Annotated in this window: 17 protein-coding genes; 14 read left to right on the top strand and 3 right to left on the bottom strand. The window is 62.4% G+C overall.

Annotation, left to right across the window (positions count from 1 at the left end):
* Positions 1–43 precede the first annotated feature (43 nt).
* The gene (locus tag ACP148_RS04630) at positions 44–982 is read right to left on the bottom strand and encodes a Kelch repeat-containing protein (RefSeq protein ID WP_421951424.1); all 939 of its coding nucleotides are present in this window, start codon (positions 980–982) and stop codon (positions 44–46) included.
* 17 nt (positions 983–999) lie between these two features.
* Complete coding sequence (locus ACP148_RS04625; RefSeq protein ID WP_425033164.1) at positions 1,000–1,773, bottom strand: helix-turn-helix domain-containing protein; 774 nt, start codon at positions 1,771–1,773, stop codon at positions 1,000–1,002.
* Positions 1,774–2,171: 398 nt separating this feature from the next.
* On the opposite strand from ACP148_RS04625, the gene ACP148_RS04620 reads away from it, so the two are divergent.
* The 14 genes from ACP148_RS04620 (at position 2,172) to ACP148_RS04555 (ending at position 19,055) form a co-directional block, all read left to right on the top strand.
* Positions 2,172–2,720, top strand: a complete 549-nt coding sequence (locus ACP148_RS04620) for a c-type cytochrome (RefSeq protein ID WP_421951422.1) — start codon at positions 2,172–2,174, stop codon at positions 2,718–2,720.
* 90 nt (positions 2,721–2,810) lie between these two features.
* A complete protein-coding gene (locus ACP148_RS04615) occupies positions 2,811–4,571 on the top strand; it encodes a pyrroloquinoline quinone-dependent dehydrogenase (RefSeq protein WP_421951421.1) in 1,761 nt (586 codons plus the stop codon).
* A 108-nt stretch (positions 4,572–4,679) separates the two neighbouring features.
* Positions 4,680–5,531, top strand: coding sequence for a substrate-binding periplasmic protein (locus ACP148_RS04610; RefSeq protein ID WP_421951420.1), 852 nt, complete (start codon positions 4,680–4,682; stop codon positions 5,529–5,531).
* Positions 5,532–5,581: 50 nt separating this feature from the next.
* Positions 5,582–6,190 (top strand): hypothetical protein, encoded by a 609-nt coding sequence (locus ACP148_RS04605; protein ID WP_421951419.1) that lies wholly within the window; start codon positions 5,582–5,584, stop codon positions 6,188–6,190.
* Between the two features lie 3 nt (positions 6,191–6,193).
* The gene (locus ACP148_RS04600) at positions 6,194–7,594 is read left to right on the top strand and encodes a hypothetical protein (RefSeq protein WP_421951418.1); all 1,401 of its coding nucleotides are present in this window, start codon (positions 6,194–6,196) and stop codon (positions 7,592–7,594) included.
* Positions 7,595–7,610: 16 nt separating this feature from the next.
* Entirely contained in the window at positions 7,611–11,834 is a 4,224-nt protein-coding gene (locus ACP148_RS04595) for a VWA domain-containing protein (RefSeq protein WP_425033161.1), read from the top strand.
* Positions 11,831–12,847: an AAA family ATPase gene (locus ACP148_RS04590; RefSeq protein ID WP_421951416.1), complete on the top strand. Its 1,017-nt coding sequence runs from the start codon at positions 11,831–11,833 to the stop codon at positions 12,845–12,847. The genes ACP148_RS04595 and ACP148_RS04590 overlap by 4 nt, the downstream gene beginning before the upstream one ends.
* Positions 12,847–13,722: a DUF58 domain-containing protein gene (locus ACP148_RS04585; RefSeq protein ID WP_425033159.1), complete on the top strand. Its 876-nt coding sequence runs from the start codon at positions 12,847–12,849 to the stop codon at positions 13,720–13,722. Before ACP148_RS04590 ends, ACP148_RS04585 begins: the two co-directional genes overlap by 1 nt.
* Entirely contained in the window at positions 13,719–14,687 is a 969-nt protein-coding gene (locus tag ACP148_RS04580; RefSeq protein WP_421951413.1) for an ATP-binding cassette domain-containing protein, read from the top strand. The genes ACP148_RS04585 and ACP148_RS04580 overlap by 4 nt, the downstream gene beginning before the upstream one ends.
* The gene (locus tag ACP148_RS04575; protein WP_425033158.1) at positions 14,684–15,478 is read left to right on the top strand and encodes an ABC transporter permease; all 795 of its coding nucleotides are present in this window, start codon (positions 14,684–14,686) and stop codon (positions 15,476–15,478) included. The genes ACP148_RS04580 and ACP148_RS04575 overlap by 4 nt, the downstream gene beginning before the upstream one ends.
* Positions 15,479–15,499: 21 nt before the next feature.
* The gene (locus ACP148_RS04570) at positions 15,500–16,534 is read left to right on the top strand and encodes an ABC transporter substrate-binding protein (RefSeq protein WP_425033157.1); all 1,035 of its coding nucleotides are present in this window, start codon (positions 15,500–15,502) and stop codon (positions 16,532–16,534) included.
* Between the two features lie 29 nt (positions 16,535–16,563).
* Positions 16,564–17,388 carry an ABC transporter ATP-binding protein gene (locus tag ACP148_RS04565; protein WP_425033156.1) on the top strand — a complete coding sequence of 275 codons (825 nt, stop codon included), beginning with the start codon at positions 16,564–16,566 and terminating at the stop codon, positions 17,386–17,388.
* Between the two features lie 9 nt (positions 17,389–17,397).
* Positions 17,398–18,210: an ABC transporter permease gene (locus tag ACP148_RS04560; protein WP_425033154.1), complete on the top strand. Its 813-nt coding sequence runs from the start codon at positions 17,398–17,400 to the stop codon at positions 18,208–18,210.
* Positions 18,210–19,055, top strand: a complete 846-nt coding sequence (locus tag ACP148_RS04555; protein ID WP_421951407.1) for a substrate-binding periplasmic protein — start codon at positions 18,210–18,212, stop codon at positions 19,053–19,055. The genes ACP148_RS04560 and ACP148_RS04555 overlap by 1 nt, the downstream gene beginning before the upstream one ends.
* Before the next feature lie 129 nt (positions 19,056–19,184).
* On the opposite strand, the gene ACP148_RS04550 is transcribed toward ACP148_RS04555, so the two are convergent.
* Positions 19,185–21,476: a putative bifunctional diguanylate cyclase/phosphodiesterase gene (locus tag ACP148_RS04550; RefSeq protein WP_421951406.1), complete on the bottom strand. Its 2,292-nt coding sequence runs from the start codon at positions 21,474–21,476 to the stop codon at positions 19,185–19,187.
* Positions 21,477–21,540 lie beyond the last annotated feature (64 nt).

The raw sequence follows: 21,540 nt of genomic DNA, 5'->3' as shown, positions 1-21,540 counted from the left end.
ACCGTGCCTATGCCGCCGCCAAAGTGTCCGCAAGAAAAATCAGTTATCGGTCCGAGGGCACAAAGACTTCCACAAGAGCGGAGCGATCCCCGCCAGCAGTCGGCGCACCCATGAGGGTCAATATCCGTCCCTCATGGACCACCGCTCCAAACCCGTGGCGCGGAGTGGGGAGCGGGGCCAGTTCAGTCCAACTGTCGGCCGCCGGGTCATAGGCCTCGGCTTCGGCAAAGGTCACCTCGCGCGTTTCTCCCCCGAAGACGAACGCCCTGCCATCGAGCACGGTGGCGGCGACCCCGCTGCGCGCGGTCGGCATCGGCGCACCGCTGCGCCAGGCACCGGACCGGGAATCGTAGATTTCGACAGTATCGAGATTGAACGCCGGATCGCCATCGACCCGCCCGCCAATGGCGAGGATTTCGCCGGCAATCGCAACAACCCCGAGATGGTCGCGCGGCGTGGGCATCGCAGGTGCGGTTTCCCACGCATCGGTTCGCGGATCGTAGATCATGTGGGCGTCGGTATTGGCCGCGCCCGAGAGCGATCCGCCCACGAGATGAACCCTGCCATCGACAATCGCCGCCCCTCCCGCTGCCAGCGGCGAGGGGATGGGGGTTGCCTCGCTCCATTCCAGCGTTTGGCCGTCGAGAACCCAGACCGCATCGCTCGCTTCCCAGCCGTTGATATAGCCGCCGAAGACAAAGACGTTTCCGTCCAGCGCCGCGGCCATGGGGTGATGCAGGGCATATGGGAAATCGGGTCCGACGCTCCAGCTTTGGGCATCGAGATCATAGATCAGCACTTGGGTGGCCCCGACATAGTCGCCGATCAGATAGGCTAGGTCACCGTCCTGCGCCACGGCCATTTCCGAACGCGGCTGGGGGCCTTCGACCCCACCCTGCCACTGGCCGGGCTCTTGCCCGCTGGCAGTGCAGGCAACCAGTAAAGAAACCAGTGCAAGAGTGCGGCGCAGCCCGCTCGACATCTTCCTTCCTCCTCGTCCTATCCGCCAAGGGCCTCCGCTATGCGTGGGGCGACCTCCAGCATGCGCGGCGCCAGATCCAACACGCCCTCCTCTTCCCCGATCACGCGGCGCAGAACCATGATGACCAGAGCGCCATACAGCTGTGTCTTGCCCCTGACCGGCACAATCATGCCCCAGATATCGCCGCCAAAAGTGTGCGCCATATAATTGTTGTCCGCCACAGCATAGCCCTTGGCGCGGATATCGGCGATCAAATCCCGAATCTTGCCCGGCTTGTTGGCCATGACGTTCCATCCTGTCGGATCGCGGCGCAGCAGATCGAGCAGCGCGTTGCGCTCCCTGTCATCCATGAATGCCAGATAGGCCCGGCCAAGAGATGTCGTCAGCATGGGCGGACGATGGTTGGGCTGGCGAGTAACCATCATGCCGCGCCAGTCATGGGTCGTATCGGCGATGATCATGGCATCGCGGTCAAAAATCCCGAAACTGGCCGGCCATTTGAGAATTTCACGGCTCTCGCTGAGAATCGGACTGGCCAGCCTTCCCATTTCCCGTACCGCCGAATATCCGCCCGAGAGAAGAATGGTTCTTCCCGTCACCCGCCATTGGGCCCCGCCGCCCCTGGTCACATAGCCCTCATGTTCGAGGGTTTCGAGCATGCGAACGATAGTCGCCTTGTCGAGTCCCGACTTGGCATGGAGGCTCCCCACTGTGGCATCGGGCTCCTCGTTGACATACCGCAATATGGTCAGGCCGCGACTCAGGGCCTCAACCTTTCTGTACGAAACCATGCTTTCCCCTCGTGCCCCCATCCACGTCCCCGACTGGTAATACAGTATAATGCATGTAACTAGACTTTCGTCTAATTCTCGATTTTAAAACTCCACAATTGAACCGCCCCGCATGGTCGGCACGCACGTTTTCGGGCCAAATTTTGGGCAATTCGGACCGGACAGGCACATTCTTTCCGGCGAACTGCCGGAAATCGAAATAACTTTGCGCAGCATTGCTGACATATCAGCTTGACTCAACACGCCGCGGAAGCGCAATTTTGTGAAATGGCGTTTCACAATGCGGCGCCTCGTCGCCCGGCCATATGCCACAGCAGGCGATCGCAGCCGACAAATCGGAAAACCGGAAGTCGGCAAAACGAGGAGGAGTTTCGATTCTGAAAATGAAGGATTTGAGTATGTGGAAACCCACAAATCTGGGTCTCGCTGGGCGGTCTGCGCTTGTCGCAGTCGGAATTGCCGCCCTGACCGCGACTTCGGCTTTTGCGTTCGGCAACATGTCAGCCGAGCAGCGCGCTGCGCTTGAAGCCAAGGCAACGGACGTGGCCCAAGTTGAACAAGTTGAAAGTGAAGCCCCCGCCGAGGGCGGCGAGCGCACGATTTTCGATGGTGTCTATACTGAGGAACAGGCTGATCGCGGCATGGGCTTTTTCGGCCCAGACTGCGCGACATGCCATTCCAACACGGCGCGCGGCTCATCCGCGGCTCCGGGACTGATCGGTTACACGCTGGACAGCAAATACGCCGACCAATCGCTCTACACCTATTTCGACTACATGCGCGCCAACATGCCTCCGGGCAATGCAGGCTGGTTCACCGACCAGGAATACGCCGACATCGTCGCCTACCTGCTCGAACTGCATGGCGCCCCAGCCGGCGACGCCGAACTCGAAGGCACTGAAGAAGCGCTTTCGACCATCATGATCGTCCCCACGCCCGAGGGCTAGGATTGCGATCAGAACCCATGGGAAGGCCGGGCCTCCGGCTTTCCCACGCCCAACAACAACTCGTACCATAAGGGAAAGGGAGTGAGGCAAGTGTCTTCCAAACTGTTGAAAATGGTCCTTGCGGGGACCACGGCTTTCGGGCTGATCGCCGTACCGGCGTTCGCTCAGACCGCGATCAGCGATCTGGCGCCGGTGACCGACGAAATGCTCGCAAACCCCGATGATGGCGACTGGCTCGCGTATGGCCGTGCTGTCGACAACTATCGGTTCAGCCCGCTCGACCAGATCAACGCCGACAACGTCGGTCAGCTCCAGATGGTCTGGTCTCGCGGCCTTGAAACCGGCCCGATGCAGACCTCGCCGATCGTTTACGACGGCGTCATGTTCATCGCCAATCCCGGCGACACCATCCAGGCCCTGGACGCCGTCACCGGCGATCTGATCTGGCAGTACAACCGCCGCCTGCCCGACACCAACACCCTGCATTCGCTCGGCGATCGCAAGCGTGGCATCTCGGTGTATGGCGACCATCTCTACTTCATGAGCTGGGACAATTTCCTTGTCGCTCTCGACATGAAGACCGGCCAGTTGGCCTGGGAAGTCGACCGTGGCCAGGGCACCGATCTCGTCTCCAATACGTCGGGCCCGATTGTGGCGAACGGCGTGATCGTGGCCGGTTCGTCCTGCCAGTATTCGGCGTTCGGCTGTTTCATTTCCGGCCATGACGCCGAAACCGGCGAAGAGCTCTGGCGCAACACCTTCATCCCCGAGCCGGGTGAAGAAGGCGACGAAACCTGGGGCAACGACTATGAATCGCGCTGGATGACCGGCGTTTGGGGTCAGATCACCTACGATCCCGAACTCGACCTCGTCTTCTACGGCTCGAGCGCGGTTGGCCCAGCTGCGGAAGTCCAGCGCGGCACTCCGGGCGGCACGCTCTACGGCACCAACACCCGTTTTGCGGTCGATCCGCAGACTGGCGAGATCGCCTGGCGCCACCAGACCCTGCCCCGCGACAACTGGGATCAGGAATGCACCTTCGAAATGATCGTGGCCGATACCGACGTGAACCCAAGCGATTCCATGGATGGCCTGCGCGCCATCGGTGCGAATGCCTCGGGCGAAGGTCGCCGCGTTCTGACTGGCGTGCCGTGCAAGACCGGAACGATGTGGCAGTTCGACGCCGAAACCGGTGAGTTCCTCTGGGCCCGCGACACCGCTTACACCAACATGATCGACAGCATCGACGAAACCGGTCTCGTGACCGTCAACGAAGATGTCATCCTCGATGAGATCGGTGTTCCCGTGGAGCACTGCCCGGCCTATCTCGGTGGCCGCGACTGGCCGCCTTCCGCGTTCAACCCCAACTCGGGCATCTACTACATCCCGCTCAACAACACGTGTCAGATTTCCACGCCCCGTGACAACGAGCCCACCGCGCTCGACGTCTACAACGTGGATTCCGAATACGTGTTGCCGCCCGAAGAGACCAATGTCGGCCGTATCGATGCCATCGATATCGCCACCGGCGAAACCGTCTGGAGCTGGGAACAGCCCGCTGCACAGTACTCGCCGGTTATGACGACTGCCGGCAACCTGCTGTTCACCGGTGGTGGTGATCGCTATCTCAAGGCCTTCAACGCCGAAACCGGCGACATGCTGTGGCGCTCGCGCCTGGCATCGGATGCCTCGGGTCACGCGATCACCTATGAGGTCGATGGCCGTCAGTACGTCGCGATCCCGGCGGGCCCCGCCGGCTTCTCGTCGGCGCTGATGGGGATGATCGACGACAATATCGATCAGGGCGGCAGCAATTCCGCCGTCTATGTCTTCGCTCTGCCTGAAGAGTAAGACCTGACCGACAAACCGGGGTTCAGCGGTTCGCCGCTGGACCCCTTCTTGTCTTTACGTGCCGGATTGCCGGCATCTGCGGACCTTCAGGGAGGATGGATGCCGCTCTTGAGCAAAACTGCTTCCCCTATCGGACTGGCAAGCGCCGCAATGCTCTTTGCAGGATCGGCATTCGCCCAGTCCTTCGATATCGTACCGCGCGACCTCTACACCGAACGCATGCGGCAAGAGGGCGCCAAGCTGGTCTTCTGTATCAACCCCGAAGGCGTTCTGGCCCCGTTCGAACGCGAACTCGCGCAGTCCATCGGTCAGAGCCTTCTGGCAGAAGTCGAATTTTACGAGGTGGGCGCCCGCGACTGGCCGACACGGCCATTGCCGCTCGACTATCGGATTGTTCTCACCGAGCAGCAGATGTTCATAATGCTGGCGCAGGAATGCGACGGCTTCATGGGATTCCTGCTGTCCCCGTCCAATCCCGCCTGGATGACCATAAGCCAGCCCTACCTCAGCGCCCAAACGGTTCTGGTGACCCGCTCGGACTCGGCGGCACTGGCCGATATGCCCTTCGGCGAGACTATAGGCGTGCGCATGATGGCGGCGGGCGATAACCGTCTGATCCAGTATCTGGGCGCACAGGCAGAAGAGAGCACCTGGCGCCGCACGCCTTACCCCGACAACGAATTGATGCTCGAGCGGCTCGTCGATGGTACGATCGGCGCCGGCATGATCTGGGAATACGGGTTGTTCGGTGCGACCGACGGAGACCCCGACGCCGCCGGGTTCAGCTATTCCTACGACCTGCCCTTTCCCGTCGACCCTATCGAAATCGGTATCGCCACGCGGGCCGAAGACAGCTATCTCAACAATTTATTGTCCGATGCCATTGCCGCGCTCAGGGCCGACGGCACCATTGACGCGCTTCTGGCCGAAAACGGGCTGACCGATGTAAGCGGCAACTGAGCAATGGCGGTATTCTGGATCATCGATAACATCGCCGTGGAGGCTCGCCGATGTTCGATCTGAGTTTCCAGCAGCTTGTGATGCGCGCCATCGCCACGGTCGTCGTTGTGACTTTCATGGGCTTTTCCGTTGCCGGTTTTGCCCGACTGCTGGGCGACAAGGGCACCGTCTATGACGGCAAGCTGACCCTTAACCCATTTGTACATATCGATATCTTCGGGCTTTTGGCCGGAACGGTCGGGCGCGCGGGATGGACACGGCCCATTGAGATCGACCCCGCCGCGGGCAGGATGGGACGCGCAACACCGGTGATCGTCGCCGTGCTGACCATGGCGGCGATATTTCTCCTTGGCAATCTCGTGTTGCTGGCCTTGCCGTGGGTTGCGACCAATTGGCCTGCCAGCAGCGCGGCGTTCGTCGACGCAACGATCAGGATGACCGCCGACGTCGCCGCCTGGACCTTGGCACTCAACATCATCCCCATCCCACCGCTGCTTGGCGGCTATCTGCTGGCGTCGCTCGCTCCCGACGCCCATGGATGGCTCGTCAAGCGACACCTCTACATTTCCATAGTTCTGGCCGCGCTTGTCATCCTCACCTATCGGAACCTCCCGGCAACGCCCTTTGGTGAATTGGCCCGTCTTCTTGGAGCGCGGTGAACCATGGCCGACGCGATGCTGACGGACCCCATTCTATCGCCTCTCCACAGCGTCATCGCGCGGCGCCGGGCCCGGACACTGGCTCGGATCGCGCTGGCCTGCGCGCTGGCGTCCGTGGCCGCGCTGCTGGCTGTGCTGGCTTTGGACCGACTTGGAATCGCATCGATCGACGCCACGCCAGTGGTACTGGCAACGGCACTGGCGACAATCCTCACAGCCGGGGTTGTCGCGTGGATGCAGCGCCGGTCGCCGGTGCAGGAAGCCTTCTTCATCGACCAGGCAACAGGCTTTGATGAGGCCTACGGCACCGCCGTCGAACTGGTCCAAGGCCCCGGGGCCCTGGCCAACGCCGTGCCCAAGGAACTGGTTGGATCGGTTCGCGATCGGATCGATACCGTTGTGCCTTCCCGCCTGTTGCGCGTGTTAACGCCAGGTTTTGCGGTCGCGCTGTCGCTCACTGCGGGTCTGGCGCTGGCTGCAATCTGGCTGGCGCGGATGCCCGCCCCTGCCGTTCCCCAAGAGCCCGTCACGCAAAGTCAGCCCGCAGATGCCGAAACGATCTCGACGATCGCGGAAATGATCGCCGAAGACGCCCAAACGCGCGATGACGTCTTGCTGGGCGCTATCGCCAGAACACTCGCGGAACGTGCCGAAACTGCCGGTGCGCAGGGGCTGTCCGACGCACTTGCCCGCGAAATCAACGATCTTCTCGATCAGGCGGCCGCCGCCTATGGCGACAATCCTCCCGACTGGCTCGGCAATACCGACGGCACGCGGCTCGACGAGCTTGAGGCCGGTCTTCAGGCAATGGAAGACGAGAGCCGGGCCCCACCATCGACCCAACCACTCGGACCGCCCCAGGGACGCGGCGATGCCATACAGGCAACCCCGGAAGGGCCTGGGATGTACGAGGCGCGTCCCGAGCTTGCCGAGCAATATGCGAACCGGCTCGATGACGAGCGTTTGGCCAATGCCGAAATCGTCTCCAACGGCGAACCGCCCACCGATCTTGGCGGCGGATCGCCCGGCGAGGGACCGCAATTGATGGAGCCCCAGCAACTCCAGTCCATCGGGAGCATTCCCGTTGGCGCGGCGCTGGAGTCGGGCCGCGGACTTTCCAACGCCGCCGGATTGGGCGAACAGGACATGCAGACAGACGACGCCTTTACCCAATTGGGCGCCGAGCCGGGCGAGGACATGATTGTCAGCGCCGAGCCGCAAGCTGGCGGAAGCCGCATCCGGATCGAGATTGTTCCACAGGCGGCAGAAGGCGGCGACCAGGGCGCCGCCAATGCGATCGGGGGCCAGACCGGCTCGGGGTCGTCCGAGCCGGTAGCGCGCGATTTCGTTCCGCTCCCGGCCCGCGACATCACCGCCCGCTATTTCGAGCGCGCGGCGCAATGAGGGTCTGGCCGAAACCATGATCGGATTTGCCGCGCCCTTTTTTGCGACGTTGCTGCTCGCAGCCGGTTTGGTATGGTTCCTGCACAGCCGGCGGGAATATCGGCAGATGGTGCCCAGCCTGACCCTGTGGCGCCAATTGCAGACCCATGCGGGACTGAAACCCAAGGCACGGCTGATCCCGCCGATCACCGTTCCGCTCCTTCTTCAGCTTCTGGCCGTTGCGCTTTTCACGCTGGCCCTCATCCAGCCATTCTGGGGCAATCGTGCTGTCCCCGATCACATGATCATTGTCATCGACGGTTCCGCTGGAATGCGCACCAGCGCAGATGGCCGGACGGCGTTCGAAACCGCCAAAAGCGACGTCCTAGCCGATTTCGCCGGCCAGTTGCAGCCAGCGCCCGAGCGCCTGTCGGTGATCGCCGCGGGCCCGCAGCCCGGCTATATCGCCGCCCGCTGGGCATGGTCGGGCGATAATCTGAACCAGGCGCTTGACGCCGTGCCGCTGACCGACGGCGCAACCGACTGGCAAGAGACAGCCAGGCTCATTCCCGGTATCGCGCGCGATGGCGAGGTCACCGAAATCCTGTTGGTCTCAAACGAGCCGGCGCCCCCCGACTTTGTCGCAACCACCGAGAATCTCAGGCTTTCCCAGCATATCGTTGCGACCGGCGGCGACAATTCCGCCATCAGCGGTACCCTCTTATTGTCCGATGCCGCGACCGATACCTGGACGTTGCAGGGCGAAGCGGCGTTGGGCGGACGCGAAACCCTGTCCATTACCGTGCAATATGCGGCCGACAGCAGCAGAACGCCGCTCGACTGGGCGACGATAGCCCTCGAGCAATCGGAAGGGGAAAGCGGTCCTGTTGCATTTTCCCAAGACCTCGAACTGCCCGGCCCCGGTATCGTTACCGCCTTTGTTCCCACCGATGCCAACCCGCGCGACAACCGGCTGCGCTTCATCGCCGAACCGGTCACTGAAGCGCTCGACATTCTCTATGTCGGCGATGGCGACCAGCCCCTGCTCAGGGCGCTCAACGCCGTGCCGGGAGTCCGGATATTCCAGGACTCGACGCCCGGCGATGCGGCCAACGGATTTGGGCTGGTCATCGTCGAAACCGGACAGGCCCTCGCCGCGCCGGCGACCAATTCGATCATTTTGCAAACGGGCGGCGCTCCGCTCGATGATGCCGATCCCGACGATTGGGCCACCGATCATCCACTCTCGCAAGACATGGACTGGGCCTCCCTTTCCCTGGCGACCGCCACGGGGCTGACACCCGAGAACGGGGAAACCACGCTGCTGTCGGCTGACGGGGTGCCCCTGATCACAGCGGCGGCAACAGAGACCGGGCGCCATATCCGCATCGGGTTCGATCCCCGCCAGTCCAACTGGCCGCAAACCAGCAGCATGCCGATCTTTGTTGCCAATCTCATTGACTGGATCGGTCGCCAGCCGGGCGCGGCGCCAACCACAAGCTGCACGGTGGGGCAGCCCTGCCGGATCGATGCCCGCCTGTTGGGTCAGCCCCTCAGCAACCTTGAATATCCCGGCAGACAGTCGGCCCGGGTGCCCGAGGGCGATTTCATTCCCCAGGAGGTCGGATTGTTCCGGGTCGGGCAAGGCGCCCTGACCCATCTTCTGGCCATCAACCCGGCCGCGCCCGGGCAAACCGCCCAAACTTCGGAAGGATCGCGCGCCTTGGGCTGGCCACAGGGGTTGTCGCTCTGGCTGCTCGGGGCGGGCCTCTTGGTTGTCGTTATCGAGGGTGTCCTGACGGCCCGCAGGCAGGGCTGGATGCCCCGTCTTTCGGCGCTTCGGCTGGCAACGCTTGCCCTGCTGGTGGCCGCGATCGCCAATTTTGCCTGGCCATGGCTCGGATCGAAAGCCGGCGTGGTGATGGTGACGGCGCAGTCCGACGGCCTGCAAGCCGCGACCTCGACAGGGACCGGCAGCTCGGGCGTCGGCGGTCTCGTCGCCGGTCCGTCGGCCCATGTCGTTGCCGATCTGGGAACCTCGGGGCCGGCGTCATCGAACGTTCTGCGCGTCACCCATACCGCCCAGGCGCTCGAACTGGCCGTGGCCATGATCCCTCCCGGAAAGGACGGATACGTTGTTCTCGCCGGTGATACCGCCCCCGAGCCGGAGCTGGAACGGGCATTGGCCGCGCGCGGGATCACCGTCAATTATCTCGAAACGCCGCCGCTCGATGACGGGGAAATCTTTGTCGGGCGCCTCGACGTGCCCCAGCAGGTGCTCTCGGGCGAGGCCGTTCCCCTGACCGCGCTCGTGCAGAGCGGCGATGCGCAGACCGTCAGCATGGAGATCGTTGCAAACGGAGAAGCGATTGCCAGCCAGGACGTCGACCTCGACATCGGGCAGAACAGAATTCAGGCTGTGCTCCCGGAAATCGAAAGCGGGGAGAACCTCGTCGAAATTCGCCTCGCGGCCACCGACCCCTTCCCGCAGAACGATGCCATCGGCCAGATGCTCACCACGGCCCCGGTCCGGCCCATCGCGATCATTTCCGCCGATCCGGCCCATGGCGAAGCCTTCCGGCGCCTTCTCGACGATCAGGGGCTCCAAGCCACAGTTTTCGAACCGCGCCGGGCCCCCTACTACCTCAAGGACTGGCTGGGGTTCGGCGATATCGTGCTTTTGAACACCCCTGCCCTTTCTCTGACGACGCTGCAGCAATCGCTGATCGAAACGGCGGTTGAAGAATACGGCATGGGGCTGCTGATTCTTGGCGGGCCAAACAGTTTCGGTCCCGGCGGCTATTTCGGTACGCCGCTTGAAGCGGTCTCGCCTCTATCGAGCCGCGTGCCACAGGATGCACCCGAAGTCGTGATGGTGTTCGTTCTCGATCGGTCCGGCTCGATGCAGCAGCCGGTGGGCGAGGGCAACCGGCTCGACGTTGCGAAAAACGCGACAATGGCCGCGACCGAGTTGCTCAATCCCCAGAGCCAGGTCGGCATCATCGCCTTTGATGCCGAAGCGCGGACATTGCTTCCCCTGACGCGGCTCGCCGATGCGCCCGATGCGGTGCAAGCATCCCTCGAAGGCTTCGATCCGGGCGGTGGCACCGCGATCTATCCCGGCCTCGTCGAGGCGCTCGACATGATGAACGGCCTCGACGCGCCGGCTAAACATATCGTGGTGATGACCGACGGCTTGAGCCAGCCGGGCGATTTTCCCGGTATCGTCGGCCAGTTGCGCGCGCAAGGTATAACGGTTTCCGCAGTAGCCATCGGCCAGGGCGCCGACACCACGGTGGCCCGCACAATTGCCGACCTCGGCGGCGGCGCGGCCCATGTCACCGCCGATTTCGAAGCGCTGCCCTCGATCCTCTCGCAAGAAGCCATGCTGCTTGCCTCTCCGGTCAAGGAAGGGCCGACCCAGCCGGTCTGGCTCGATCGCAGCGCGAATTTCCTGCAGGCCCTTCCGGTGCAATTGCCGCCGCTGGCCGGATTTGTCGGCACCACCGCCAAGCCCGATGCCGAACTGGTGGCGACAACCACCGACGATGAAGGGCGCGACATGCCCGTACTCGCCTATTGGCGCTATGGCAACGGCATGGTGATGGCGCTGGCCACCGACGCCACCGGGCCATGGTCCGATGCCTGGCAGCGACTGCCCCAATATGGAGCGCTCTGGAACGACATCCTCCTCCAGTTCCAGCCGACCACGCCGCGTCCGGGCCTGACGCTGACCACGGCAAGCGACGGCGACTATCTCGATCTGCGGGTCAGCGCGCTGGACGCGGACGGTTTGCCACTGACGGGCCGCTCGTTGGTCGCGACAGTCACGCCGCCCCAGGATCGCAATGCCGAAACCACGGCACTGACCGAAGTCCGCCCCGGGCTTTATGAAGGACGCCGCGTGCTCGACGCCGTCGGCCGCTATGGCCTCACCATCGATCAGGGCGACGACGCCGAACCTATCCATACGGCCTATTACCATTCTTACGATACGCGCTATGATTTCTCGCGCGTGGGCGGAGCCCAGGCGCTGGCTCGCGCGACGGGAGGAACGGCAATAACGCCGCAGGAGATTTCAACGCTGGGTGACGGCCCCGCACTGACCTGGCTGCACAACTGGCCGGCATGGGCCCTCCTGGCATTTGCCGCCTTTCTCATTGATCTGACCCTGCGCTATGGCAGGTTCCCGGCCCGGCGCAAATCGACGACGACAAGTGAACACTCTCAGACCTCGCGCCAAGGAGCACCAATCTCATGACTGCGATCTCGCCACAGACACCTCTCGAAGACGGCGCGTCCCAACTGGCCGCGCTGCGCGAGGCCCTCAACCGCACGCGGGACTCCATCGCGACGGCGGTGATCGGTCAGCAAGGCGTTGTCGATCTCATGCTGATCGCGCTGATGGCGGGCGGGCACGTATTGCTCGAAGGTCCTCCGGGCGTGGGCAAGACGCTGATGGTGCGTTCGCTGGCAAGGGCCGCCGGCCTGACCTTCTCGCGTGTGCAGTTTACCCCGGACCTGATGCCAGCCGACATCACCGGCGCCTCGGTTCTGGTCCCTACCGCCGACGGACGCACCCAGCTCGAATTCCGCAAGGGCCCGATCTTTGCCCAGTTGCTTCTGGCCGACGAGATAAACCGCGCCACCCCCCGCACCCAGTCGGCGCTGCTCGAGGCCATGCAGGAAGGGACGGTTTCGGCCGGTGGCACGACGATGGAATTGCCAAAGCCGTTTTTTGTGCTGGCGACACAAAACCCCATCGAGATGGAGGGCACCTACACGCTTCCCGAAGCCCAGATCGACAGGTTTCTGTTTCGCATCGACGTTCCCTACCCCGACCAGGAGGTGCTGACGGGCATCCTGGCCGCGACGACCGGCATCAGTCAGGATACGCTGACCCAGGCGATGACGGCGCGGGACATTCTAACACTTCAGGGACATGTCCGCTCTGTGCCCATCGCCACCGCCATTCAGGAAGCGGTAGCCCGGTTCTGTCTGGCCACCCAGCCCGGCGGGGCCACGGCGGACAGGGACGTCTCCCGCTATGTGCGGTTCGGAGTGAGCCCGCGCGGGGCGCAATCGCTCGTCGTCTCGGCCAAGGCGCATGCCTTCATGGCGGACCGCAACCATGTTTCGGTCGCCGATCTTCGCGCCGTCCTGTTGCCCGTCATGCGCCATCGCGTGCAGGTCAACTTCGAGGGCCGCGCCGCCAATATCGATATCGACAAATTGCTGCTGCGCCTGTTCGACCAGACCATGAGCAAACTCTGATGCGTCCGCCCTCCGCCCTTCTCGAACGTCTTACGACCAGCCGGCTGCTGCCGGCCTTTGCCCAACCATCGGTTGGCACGGGCGAGCGCCGTTCGCGGCGCAAGGGACCGGGCATGGAGTTTATCGACCACCGCCCCTACCAGACGGGCGACGACACACGGCACCTCGATCCGCACCTTTATGCCCGCACCGGAGAATTCGTGGTGCGCGAATATTCGCTCAACCAGCAATTGCCGGTGACGATCGTTCTCGATCTATCCAGGTCCATGACCGCCGATGGGGCTGAAAAATCAGAGCGCGCAAAACTGGTCGCACAATTGCTCGGCTTTGCCGCCCTTGCCGGAGGCGACCGGATTCAGGTCGTGGTGCCGGGCGAGAAGGGCAAAAAATTCTCTCCCCGCTGGCACGGCGCGGCGCGGGCCGATCTGATGTTCGACTGGATCGCCAAACAGCCCGGTGCCGGTCGAAGCGATTTTCACGAAGCGCTGCGGACGTTGCGCCGGGACCTGCCCTCCCATGGCCTGGTCATCGCCATCAGCGACTGGTGGGACGGCGACATCAGCCCGGCCCTCGATATCCTGTTTTCCGCCGGGCACGAAGTGCTGGCCGTCCAGATCCTCACGCCGCGCGAAATCGATCCGGCCGGCATCGAAACCGGCATCGTCACCATAGAGGACGCCGAAACCGGTGAGGAACTGGAACTGGCCATCGACGCGGGATTGCTCAGCCGCTATCGCAAGCTGTTTGCCGCGCGGCAGGAGGAAATGCGCGGGCTTTTCAATTCAAAACACTGGCATTTCGTGACGGTTTCGACCGACGATGATATCAGCCGGTTGTTCACCCGCACGCTACGGGCACAGGGAGTTCTTTCATGAGCGATGATGCCGCCGGGGCACCCGCAATCGTTGTTGAAGGCGTATCCAAGCGCTTCGGCCGTGTGCTGGCACTCGATGACGTGTCCCTTTCGGTGCCACAGGGTGAAACCTTTGCCTTGCTGGGCCCCAACGGCGCGGGAAAATCGAGCCTGATCGATATCCTTTGCACCATCAGCCAGCCTGACGGCGGACGGGCGGAAATCACTGGCATCGATGTCGTAAAACACCCCCTTCGTGCCCGCAAACAGCTCGGCGTGGTATTTCAGGAAGCAACCCTCGATACGCGCCTCTCGGTTTACGAAAACCTCGATTTCCACGGCATGGTCTATCAGATGAGCCGCGCCGACCGGCGGCGGCGCATCGATGAAATGCTCGCGCTGGTAGAGCTTTCCGACTGGCGCGATGCCGTGGCGAGGACGCTCTCGGCAGGCATGCGGCGGCGGCTGGAAATCGCCCGCGGCCTGATGCACGAGCCAAAGATATTGTTTCTCGATGAACCCACCATCGGTCTGGACACTCAGTCGCGCGCCAAGATCTGGTCCTATCTCGAACAGCTGCGGGCCAGCCAGAACCTCACCATCATCGTGACCACCCACTACATCGAGGAAGTGGACACCTGCGACACCATCTGCATCATCGATCACGGCAAGATCCTGGCGCGTGGCACGCCGGAATCGCTCAAGGCCGCGCACGGCACCAGCCTGTTCCGCGTCACCCCGCGCACGCCCGAGGCCCATGCCGCGCTTCTGGCGCGCTATCCCGGAACGGTCGAAGGTGCCGAAGGTCAGTTGCTCATAAAGGCCGAAAATGCCGGCAGTGCCGATACCCTTCTGGCCGAATTTGGAACCCAGTTGCGCCAGGTCTCCGTCGACCAGCCCAGCCTTGAAAGCGTATTTTTGACCCTCACCGGCCGCGATCTGCGCGAGGCGCCTCCTGCCGCCAGCAAGAAGCGGGGACGCGGATGAGCCAGCCCCCACCCAAAGCCGTGTCCATCCAGCCGGGCGACGAGCCCGGCCCATGGCTCGTTGCGGCCACCCGGATCGGGTTTCTCGGCCTGCTGATCATTCTGTGGTGGATCGCCTCGGTCAATGTGGCGCGCAACATCATCCCCTCGCCCTGGGCAACATTGCTGGCCGCCGGCGGACTGCTGCAGGAGGGGCGGCTGCAGACGGCGTTTATCGATTCTGTATCGGTCTATCTGTCCGGCTATGGCCTCGCGATCCTCTGCGCCATCCCGCTCGGGGTGGCCATGGGCGCCTTCAACCTGTTTGGCCGCACGCTCGAAATCTATGTCTATGCGCTTTCGGCCACCCCTCGCGTCGCGTTCATCCCGCTCATTATCGTGTTGCTCGGGCTGGGCAGCGAGGCCAAGGTGTTTATCGTTTTCCTGGGCGCCGTGATGCCCATCCTCATCAACACCTACGCCGGTGTGCGCCAATCCGATCCCGAACTGATCGAAATGGCCCGCTCGGTGGGGGCGGGACGGTTTCGGATCTTCACCCGCATCGTGCTGCCCGGCGCCGTGCCTTATGTCATCGTCGGCCTTCGGCTCGGTGCTACAATCGGGCTTATCAACACAGTGGTTGCCGAACTCTATACCGCCGTGCGCGGACTGGGTGGCCTCCTGGCCATCTACGGCAACACGTTCAGGATGGCGGAATATTTCGTCATCGTCCTTTCGCTGGCAGTCATCGGAGTCATCGTGACCGAGGGGCTGCGTTTCGTCGAACTGCGCCTTGCCAGATGGCGGCGCTGAAAACCCAAAGGGAGAGAGTAAATGACCACGAAATCAATGATACTGGCTCTGGCCGGATCGGTCGCGAGCCTGGCCCTGATGACCGGCGCCGGGCTGGCGCAATCGAGCGAGCCCTTCCGCCTGATCCTGACCCATCTCGAGCCGCCGCTGGTGCCGAACTCGGTAATGGATCTGGCCGCCGAGCTAGGCTATTTCGAAGCGGAAGGCATCGATGTCGAACTGATCCGCGTTCAGCAGACCCCATCGGCCATCGCCGCCCTGCAATCGGGCGAAGGAGAGATGGCCAATATCGGCGTCGATGCGCTTTTGCAAGTGATCCATAATGGCGCCACCGATTTCCGCGCCGTGACCTCGCCCAACAAATCCCTGCCGTTCCTCATTGCATCCAAGGACGACATCGCAACGCCCGCCGATCTCGCGGGCCGCAGTTTTGGCGTTGGCCGGGTGGGAAGTCTCGACCACTCGCTTTCGACATTGGTGCTGTCGAGTCAGGGCGTCTCAATCGATGATTCCGAGATCGTCTCGCTTGGCCAGCCCGATATCCGCGCGCAGGCGCTTCTGGCCGGCCAGGTCGATGCCACGACCATGTCGATCGGCGTATGGAGCGAACTTCCCGATACCGAAGGGCTGCATGTGCTGATCGATCAGGACGCCTATTATGAGGGTGCTCCGGTGGTCAACAAGGTAAACGCAGTCACCGGCGACGTTATGGCCGAACGGCCCGACGACGTCCAGGCTGTGATCCGCGCCTTGACCAAGCTCTCGCGCGACTTCGCCGAAAACCCCCAGATGTGGGTCGATGCGATGATCGAGGCTCGCCCCGACGTCAGCCCCGAAGTGCTCGAAATGCTGGCGGAATCCTTCGTCGGAAGCTGGAGCGTCAACGGCGGCATGAGCGCCCAGGAACTCGGCTTTACCAGCGACTGGCTGTACGAAACCGAAGACTTCACGAATTTCGAGCAGCTGGCGCTGGAAGACTGGGTCGATTTCGGGCCGGTCGATGCCGTTCTTGCCGAACTGGGCACAGACGACAGTATGGACCCGGCCGATCGATGAGCGTCGTCCGTTTCCCGGGAGGTAATCGCGTGGCAGCCGAGCCGCAGGAGTCGAAAGCCCTGCTCACGTTCACAGATGTCCAGAAACGATTCGTCCAGCCGGACGGCGCCGTCAATACGGCTATCGATGGCGTTTCACTCGACATCGCAGAACGCGAATTCGTCGCCCTGATCGGCCCCTCGGGATGCGGAAAGACCACGGTGCTGCGGCTGGCCAATGGATTGATCACCCCCGATGGGGGAGCTATCCGGATCGACGGCCAGCCGCCCAAACCGGGACCCGACATGGGCTTTGTCTTTCAGGCTTTCCGCCTGATCCCATGGGCCAGCGCGCAGGCCAATATCGAGTTCGCCCTCGAAAGCCTTGAGCTTTCGAAAGCCGAACGTGCCGAGCGGGCCCGGCACTATCTCGACCTCGTCGGGTTGTCGCGGTCGGCCAAAGCGTACCCGGCCCAGCTTTCGGGCGGCATGAAGCAGCGCGTGGCGTTGGCGCGCGCGCTGGCCGGGGAACCCCGCGTGCTCCTGATGGACGAGCCCTTCGCGAGCCTCGACGCCCAGACGCGCGAGCTGATGCAGGGGGAGTTGCTTTCGATCTGGCGGCGGCTGACCCCGACGGTGATGTTTGTTACCCACAGCGTCGATGAAGCGCTGGTGCTGGCCGATACGATCGTCGTGATGGGAGCGGGCAAGGTGCTCGAAACTATCAAGATCGATCTGCCACGGCCCCGGCTCACCGTCGAAATGCGCGCAGATCCGCGGTTCCTCGAATTGCGGTCTTACCTGTGGAACCGCATTCGCGAACTCGTTCTCACCGACCCGGCCTCCGAATTCTTCGGCCGTAATCTCAATGAATAGGAGCTCCCGATGACAGCCATATGGGGACAACTGGTTGGCGTCTATGCCATCTGGCTGCGCGAGGTCAAACGCTCTCTGCGCGACAAGGGACAGTTGATTGGCGGGATCAGCCGGCCATTGTTGTGGGTGCTGATCCTGGGAATCGGGCTCAATCCCTATTTCCGTGGCGAAGTCTATGGCGAAGTGCGGTTCGTGGTGCCCTACACCTATCTCCAGTTCATCTTCCCCGCGGTCATCGTCCTCAACATTCTCTACACCTCGATCCAGTCGGCGGTTTCGCTGATCTGGGATCGCGAATTCGGGTTCCTGCGCGAGGTGCTGGTTTCCCCGATGTCGCGCAACATGATCCTGCTGGGCAAGGTTCTGGGCGGCGCGACCACCGCCGTCATTCACGGTTGCATGGTTCTGGTGGTAGCGCGCTTTGTCGGCGTTATCCTCACATGGGAAACAATCTTCGTGGCAATCGGCCTGATGTTCGCCCTGGCGTTCGGGTTGACCGCCTTCGGCATCGTCATTGCCAATTACGTGCGCGGTTTCGAGAGCTTTGGGGTCTTTTCAAATGCGGTGATCCTGCCGCTTTATTTCACTGCCAGTTCGGTGTTTCCACTTGATCCGGCGCTGACCCGCGCCCAGACGCTGGTGACCTATCCCGAGTGGCTGGTCATCATCGTCGAGTACAACCCGCTGACCTATGCCGTTGACGCCATGCGCGGCATCCTCATCAAGTTCAACCAGTTCGATCCGGCCCTGGGCTTTCAGGTGGTGGGGGTCATGGCCGTCGGGCTGTTTGTGCTGGCCATGTGGGAGTTCAGGAAAGTCTGATGTCCGCTCCCGCCGCTGCAAGGCCGCGCAAGCGGCATTGGCTGTTCGACATGGTTCCACTGGCGCTCTGCTTTGCGCTTCTGTTTGCTGTCAGCTTCCTGCCACCCGACAACGCCCGGTACGAGGTCGACCGGCTCGGCCGGCTGAGCGTGTGCATGCCCACCCTTTATCCGCCACTCGTCACCGACGATGCGGACATGCCAGGGTTCGAAGTCGAGTTGATGCAGGAAATCACCGAACGGCTCGGATGGCGGCTCAATATCGTTTCAAACGCTTCGATGGGACGCGACTTCAACCCGCGCAACTGGCGCATCAACCGGGCCCAGTGCCAGATGCTGGCCGGTGGCATCGCCATCAACTCGACGACCAGCTCTTTCCTCGACACCACACAGCCCCATCTCGTAACCGGCTGGGCCCTGATTGCACCCCCCGGCGTCACCGTCGAGACGGTGCAAAGCCCGGTGGGTTTCTTGGCCGGACTTACGGGCCTGGATCGGATCGGGCTGGGGCAATATATCCGTCAGCGCGGAATTACAGCGACGATCGTCAACGATGCGGCAACGCTGCGCTCGCGCATGGAGGCTGGCGACTATGACGCAGCAATCACCGAGGCGCTGCTCGCCAGCACCACTTTTTCCGACGCCGGTCTCGACATCACGGTGCTCGGAGCGCCCCTCGAACGCATTCCGCTGGGAATGGGGTTCTGGAAAGGCGATCTGACGCTCAAGCGCGCGGTGGAATCCGCGCTGGCCGACATTCGCACCGACGGAACATTGGCCCAACTGGCCGAACGCTACGATCTGGACGTGGGCATCCTGTGCCCATCGGAAACCGGCGTGTGCTGATTGAACAAAACTGCAGGTTCGCGACCTAGAGCCGTTCAGGATTTGATTGAATCAAATCCTTGTCTCTAAACCTTTGTTTTGTCGCGTGTCCGAACCGATAAAGTGGTATCCACTTTATCTGGACACGCTCTAGGCGACCTTTTCGAAGTCGAAGCTTCCGGCAGCTAAAAAGCGGGTGATCTCGGCGGCCGCGACGGGCGGCGAGAAGAGGAACCCCTGAACTTCATCGACGCCGGGCTGCTCCAGAAGCAGGGCAAGCTGCCGGTGCGTTTCCACGCCCTCGACAACCACCGACATGCCCAACTCCGAACTGAGATTGGCGACACCGGCGAGCAGGCGGCGCGAGCGATTGCTAACCTCCACATCCTGCAGGAAGGAGCGATCGATCTTGACCTTGTCGAGCGGGAAATGGTGCAGATAGCTCAGGCTCGCATAGCCCGTACCGAAATCATCGAGCGAGACGCGCACGCCCAGGCCGCGCAGCTTCTCCAGTGTAGTCCGGATGGCAGCCGTATTTTCCAGAAGCAGCGATTCCGTGATCTCGACCTCAAGGCGATGGGCCGGCAATCCGGTGCGGTCGAGGGCCGAGAGCACCGAAGCAATGACATCGCCACGCCGGAACTGCACGGGAGAGATGTTGACTGCCACGTGCACGCCCTCGGGCCAGGTCATGCACTGCCGACAGGCCTCCTGGAGTATGAAATCTCCAAGCTCGATGATCAGGTTGGTTTCCTCGGCGACGGGAATGAATTCGTCGGGCGATATCAATCCCCGCTCGGGGTGCCGCCAGCGCGCCAACGCTTCGCAAACCGAGCTTCTTCCCGACCGCAGATTGACGATGGGCTGAAAAAACACCTCGAAATTTCCGTCGTCGAGGGCTTTGCGGATATCGATCTCCAACGCCCGGCGCGCCTGTACCTTGGCATCCATTTCCGGTTCGAAAAAACGCCAGACCCCGCGTCCATCGGACTTGGCGGTGTAGAGCGCCAGATCCGCGCATTTGAGCATTTGTTCAAAACTCGTGCCGTCACGCGGCGCCAGCGCGATCCCTATGCTCGCCCCGATGACGAATTGATGGTTGTCGACTGTGAACACTTCGCTCAACGTCCTGATGACCCGCTGAGCTATGAGGCCCGCCTCCTCGGTCGGCCCTTTGAGCTCGCGCAGGACAACAAACTCGTCTCCGCCGAGCCGCGCGATGATATCGGAGGACTTCATCACCTTGCGCAGGCGGTCTGCCACCTGACACAAGAGGGCATCGCCGCAGGGATGACCGAGTGTATCGTTGACCACCTTGAACTGATCGAGATCGATAAACAGCAGCGCGCAGTGGCGGCCGCGCGCAATCACGGTTTCGAACTGTTCCTGGAAATGGGACCGGTTGGGCAGCCCGGTCAAGGCGTCATAGCGGGCCAGATGCTCGATCCGCGCTTCCGCCTTGCGCTTTTCGGTGATGTCCTCGATGAGCAGCACGAAGCCGCCGGCCTTGATAGCCTGGAACGTGAATTGAAGAACCTTGTGCCCCGACGCGTCGATGACCAGGGCGCTTTTGTCCCCGGTCTCGTTCCACTTCCCGAACGCGGCAAGAACGGCTTCGCTCGTTTCCGGCGGAACGAGATTGGCCACCAGCGCCGTCTCGAGCACAGACACGACGTCCTGCCCTTTCCAGGCGGCGTTTTCATCGAGATCGAGCATGCCCGTGAAGCGGTCGTTGAAAACGACGAGCCTCTGATCGCCTCCGAACATACAAAGCCCATGCGGCATGTTGTTGACCGCGGTGTCGAAATGGGTGGCAAGCGCGCGAAGATCGTGCGACGCGACAACGGCGTCAAAGAGCGTGAACCTTAGCCGTGTTGCGATGGTCCTGACGCTCAGAAAGAACGGCACCAGGACCACCGCAAGAAACAGGTAGGCTGCCTCGAGATGGAGCAGAAGCCCCATGATCATCGGGATCGCAGCGCATGCCGTGGTGAAGGTAACAAGCTGGTCGGAGGAATAATTACGGCCCGTAATACCGATCATATAGGCCAGGCAAACGGCAAAACTCACAAGATGCACGGCCGGATCCGAAGAGAGCGCAAAGGCAAGGAAACACCACAGGCTGAGCAGCATCGCGAAGGTGGACGAACCCACGATGTAGCGGCGCTCCCAGTCGCGAGCCTGCGCCACCGTCTGGGGGCTCGCGGCATTGCGCTCGTAAGCGTTCATGTCCATCCAGCGCAGGAAGCCGGTCAGGGCCAGCGGAAAGGCACACATGGCCAGCCAGACGATGCCGCTGATCCAGCCCGTCACAAGTGAGGCCGCGATAGCACTCGCGGTTCCTGAAAAAAGCGAACGCCTGTCTCTATAAAGAGCGCTCACCGAGGAAATGTAGACCTCGGCGGGCAGGTTGGGCGCGTTTTCGGGAGAGACTATACCCATGGTTAATTCGCCATACCCCTGCAGGACCAATATGATATAAATTAGAACTTTTTAAAATTCGCTC

The organism is Pelagibacterium sp. (assembly GCF_965249125.1).
Taxonomy (GTDB): domain Bacteria; phylum Pseudomonadota; class Alphaproteobacteria; order Rhizobiales; family Devosiaceae; genus Pelagibacterium.
Note: the sequence above shows the minus strand (reverse complement) of the source record. Positions and strands in the feature narration are given on the sequence as shown.

Coding starts and splice junctions, on each gene's coding strand:
- ACP148_RS04585 (WP_425033159.1), top strand. CDS start 12,847: ATGCGTCCGCCCTCCGCCCTTCTCGAACGTCTTACGACCAGCCGGCTG.
- ACP148_RS04630 (WP_421951424.1), bottom strand. CDS start 982: ATGTCGAGCGGGCTGCGCCGCACTCTTGCACTGGTTTCTTTACTGGTT.
- ACP148_RS04605 (WP_421951419.1), top strand. CDS start 5,582: ATGTTCGATCTGAGTTTCCAGCAGCTTGTGATGCGCGCCATCGCCACG.
- ACP148_RS04580 (WP_421951413.1), top strand. CDS start 13,719: ATGAGCGATGATGCCGCCGGGGCACCCGCAATCGTTGTTGAAGGCGTA.
- ACP148_RS04550 (WP_421951406.1), bottom strand. CDS start 21,476: ATGGGTATAGTCTCTCCCGAAAACGCGCCCAACCTGCCCGCCGAGGTC.
- ACP148_RS04620 (WP_421951422.1), top strand. CDS start 2,172: ATGTGGAAACCCACAAATCTGGGTCTCGCTGGGCGGTCTGCGCTTGTC.
- ACP148_RS04600 (WP_421951418.1), top strand. CDS start 6,194: ATGGCCGACGCGATGCTGACGGACCCCATTCTATCGCCTCTCCACAGC.
- ACP148_RS04560 (WP_425033154.1), top strand. CDS start 17,398: ATGACAGCCATATGGGGACAACTGGTTGGCGTCTATGCCATCTGGCTG.
- ACP148_RS04570 (WP_425033157.1), top strand. CDS start 15,500: ATGACCACGAAATCAATGATACTGGCTCTGGCCGGATCGGTCGCGAGC.
- ACP148_RS04595 (WP_425033161.1), top strand. CDS start 7,611: ATGATCGGATTTGCCGCGCCCTTTTTTGCGACGTTGCTGCTCGCAGCC.
- ACP148_RS04590 (WP_421951416.1), top strand. CDS start 11,831: ATGACTGCGATCTCGCCACAGACACCTCTCGAAGACGGCGCGTCCCAA.
- ACP148_RS04625 (WP_425033164.1), bottom strand. CDS start 1,773: ATGGTTTCGTACAGAAAGGTTGAGGCCCTGAGTCGCGGCCTGACCATA.
- ACP148_RS04555 (WP_421951407.1), top strand. CDS start 18,210: ATGTCCGCTCCCGCCGCTGCAAGGCCGCGCAAGCGGCATTGGCTGTTC.
- ACP148_RS04575 (WP_425033158.1), top strand. CDS start 14,684: ATGAGCCAGCCCCCACCCAAAGCCGTGTCCATCCAGCCGGGCGACGAG.